The following is a 3,133-nucleotide window of genomic DNA, read 5'->3' on the forward strand; positions in this document are numbered from 1 at the left end:
TGGCCGTACTCACCGGTGGCTTGCCGCACGTCCGAGATCCTTAACTACGCGGCCTTGGGTCAAGGAGTTCCCGGCGCAGCCCACTGATCCACCGCTCGATGTAGGCGTTCGCCTGCGGAGCCCGAGGCGGCGTCTTCAAAATCCGGATGCCCGCGTCGGTGAACACTTCATCGAACACGGTGGTGAACTTCGCATCCCGGTCCCGGATGAGGAACCGGAAGCCCTCGGCCCGATCCCCCAGCTCGATCATCAAATTCCGAGCCTGCTGAGCGACCCAGTCCCCGGTGGGATGCTCGGTGACACCGAGCAGATGCACTCTGCGGGTGGAGAGCTCCATGACGACCAGGCCGTACAGGCGTTTGAGCAGCACGGTGTCGCAATGGAAGAAGTCGCACGCCAGGATGCCGGAGGCTTGAGCGCGTAGGAACTCGCTCCAGGCCGGCCCCGTGCGTGCAGTGCCGGATCGAGGCCGGATTTCCTCAAGATGAGCCACACGGTAGAAGCGCCGACCCGGTACCCCAGGCCGGTGAGTTCCCCGGCGATCCGCCGATATCCCCACAACGGGTTCTCCCGGGCCATGCGAAGGGCCAGTGATCTCACCGAGGGACGGGTGGCGGGTCGGCCTTGCCTGCGGCGCTTGACCGTCCAGCGCCGCCGCACCAGATCAGCGTGCCGGCGCAGCAGTGTGCCCGGCGTCACGAACACCCGCAGGCGGTCGGCTGCGGGCAGCATCCGCGCCAGCGCGCTGATCACCGCCCGATCCGCCCAGGAGGGTCGCGGCCGGGCGACCTGGCGGCGCAGCACCGCGAGCTGATGACGCAGCAAGAGAATCTCGACGCCCTTCGACGCGTCCGAGCGGACCAGCAGCATCAGCCAGCCCGCGAGCCGAAGAAAGATCAGATAGAACAGCCGCAACGCCATGAGCAACGATCATGCATAGCGGGCACTCGAGCACCGAACCGCAGGTCACCGTCGCTGGCCGAGTTTCCGGCACCCACACGTCTCAGCCCGGCTGAGTACAAGCAGAGATCAACTACGCTGACAACAGTCGAATACCCGCTAATTTCCGCATTCAGGGTGAACGCTGCACAGTGAGTGCAATGTGATCAGCATGGAGGATGTCGTGCTCCCGCCCGCGTACGTCGATCAGGCGTCCGCTGCCACGTGGCTGTCGCAGCCGACACGGATGTGGAACCATGCGATCACGGTGGCGGCCGCGGCCACGACGGCCTTCGCCGGATGGCAGAACCGCTGGATCAGCGATGACGGCCTGATCGCGGTGCGGACCGTCCGGCAGCTACTCGCGGGCAACGGGCCGGTCTTCAACATCGGTGAGCGCGTCGAGGCCAACACCAGCACCGCGTGGACCTATCTGGTCGCGCTGGTCTCCTGGCTGGGCCGGGCGGACCCGGCCCCCGTCTCGGTGGTGCTCGGCCTGGTGTGCACGATCGGCGCCGTGGTGTTCGCCGTGGCCGGCGCCATGCTCCTGCACGGCCGCTCGCACTGGTTCCTGCCGGCCGGAGTGCTGATCGTCCTCGCGCTCCCGCCCTTCTGGGAGTTCGCCACCTCCGGCCTGGAGACCGGGCTGGCGTTCCTGTGGATCGGCGCGTCCTGGTGGCTGCTGGTCCGGGCGGTCCGGGGAGGACCGGTGCTCCCGCTGGTGTTCGTCCTCGGCCTGGCGCCCCTCGTCCGGCCGGAGCTGGCCCTGGTCTACCCGGTCTTCTTCGGTGCGCTGCTCGTGCTGCGGCGTCCGGGATGGCGCACCGCCGCCCGCTGGGTCGCGGTCTCCATGGCCCTGCCGGTCGCCTACCAGGTCTTCCGGATGGGCTACTACGGGCTCCTGGTGCCCAACACGGCCCTGGCCAAGGAGGCCGGCGCGAGCCGGTGGGCGCGCGGGCTGCTGTACGCCGGGGACACCGTGCTGACCTACCAGCTCGCCGGTCCTCTGCTGGCGGTCGTCCCGCTGGCGCTGTGGGCTCTGCGCAGGCGGGGCGACCTCGTCCTGGCGGCGGCCCCGCTCACCGCCGGAGCCCTGATGCTGCTGTACGTCCTGCGGGTCGGCGGCGATTTCATGCACGGCCGGATGATGCTGCCGGTCCTGCTGCTCGTCCTGCTGCCCGCCCTGGTCCTGCCGCTGCACGCGGTGACCACCCTGGCGTGCACGGCCGTGGCGATGTGGGCCGCGCTCTGCGCCACCGCGCTGCACGTGCCGTACGGGCAGGCCATCGGCCCGGACGGGATCGCCGACGAGCGCGGCTTCTACGTGGCCTGGACCCGCGACCCCCACCCGATCGGCGCCGAACCCTACGTCCGCGCCGCCGCCGACCCGCTGAGCACGCAGGACGCCACCGGCCTGTACGTGCCGGGCACGGCGTTCGGCCCCGTCCCGCTCCGCGCCGGCCGGCCCGCGCGCCTGGGCATATCGGGCAACGTGCTGGGCACGCTGGGGGCGTCGTTCCCGCTGGACGCCCTGGTCATCGACCGGCTCGGCCTGGCCAACGCCCTCGGCAGCCACATGGAGACGGCGTGCGGGCAGCGGGTCGGGCACGAGAAGCCGCTTCCCCCCGAGTACGTCTTCGCCGACTACGCCGACCCTGGGACCCGGCTGCCGGACGAGCGGTTCCAGGCCGAGGTGGAGCGGATCAGGGGCGAGCTGGCCCGCGGCCGGTTCCGGGACCTGCTGGACGCCACCCGGGCCCCGCTCACCCCGGGCCGGTTCTGGGACAACCTGGTGGGCGCCCCGGCGCGCACCGCCTTCCGGTTCCCCACCGCGAACGCCCCCTGCCCGTCCTGACCGCCCACCCGGACTCGTGATCTCCGTACCCTGCCGGAGACAATGTGGGTGCCGAAAATTCATCCGCGCAGGCCAGAGCGCTGAGTGGTGATCACGTGCCTTGAGTCTCGGAGCCGTGAGGTCTACGCCGCCGCGGCATGATGGTCTGTCGTGCCGCTGCGTCTGGCCTACCTCACCGCGGCGACCGTCTTCGCGTTCCTGCGGCTGCTGCCGGGAAGCGATCGTGACAAGGAGATCGAGATCCTGGTGCTGCGGCACCAGTTGGCGGTCCTGCAGTGTCAGAGGGCTTTACGTGAGCTGATGTCCCCTTCGTCGCTTGCACCGGACAGTTCGGGCTGT

At 69.9% G+C, this 3,133-nt stretch carries 4 protein-coding genes; 2 read left to right on the plus strand and 2 right to left on the minus strand.

Annotated elements, in window-relative coordinates; all coding sequences use genetic code 11:
• Positions 1–40: 40 nt before the first annotated feature.
• A complete protein-coding gene (locus IEZ06_RS35565) occupies positions 41–253 on the minus strand; it encodes an integrase core domain-containing protein (protein WP_189241066.1) in 213 nt (70 codons plus the stop codon).
• Entirely contained in the window at positions 250–921 is a 672-nt protein-coding gene (locus IEZ06_RS35570) for a helix-turn-helix domain-containing protein (protein ID WP_189241067.1), read from the minus strand. The genes IEZ06_RS35565 and IEZ06_RS35570 overlap by 4 nt, the downstream gene beginning before the upstream one ends.
• A 190-nt stretch (positions 922–1,111) precedes the next feature.
• Here IEZ06_RS35570 and IEZ06_RS35575 point away from each other — a divergent pair, with 190 nt between their 5' ends.
• Together IEZ06_RS35575 and IEZ06_RS35580 are read left to right on the plus strand one after the other, a co-directional pair.
• A complete protein-coding gene (locus IEZ06_RS35575; protein WP_189241068.1) occupies positions 1,112–2,794 on the plus strand; it encodes an arabinofuranosyltransferase AftB family protein in 1,683 nt (560 codons plus the stop codon).
• Positions 2,795–2,944: 150 nt separating this feature from the next.
• On the plus strand, positions 2,945–3,133 hold a 189-nt coding region (locus IEZ06_RS35580; protein ID WP_229799155.1), incomplete at its 3' end, for a hypothetical protein.

This window comes from Planomonospora antibiotica, from assembly GCF_014647955.1.
GTDB lineage: Bacteria > Actinomycetota > Actinomycetes > Streptosporangiales > Streptosporangiaceae > Planomonospora > Planomonospora parontospora.

What these genes read in the sequence shown, in the direction of transcription:
- IEZ06_RS35570 (WP_189241067.1), bottom strand. Translation starts at nt 921, where the DNA reads ATGGCGTTGCGGCTGTTCTATCTGATCTTTCTTCGGCTCGCGGGCTGG.
- IEZ06_RS35575 (WP_189241068.1), top strand. Translation starts at nt 1,112, where the DNA reads ATGGAGGATGTCGTGCTCCCGCCCGCGTACGTCGATCAGGCGTCCGCT.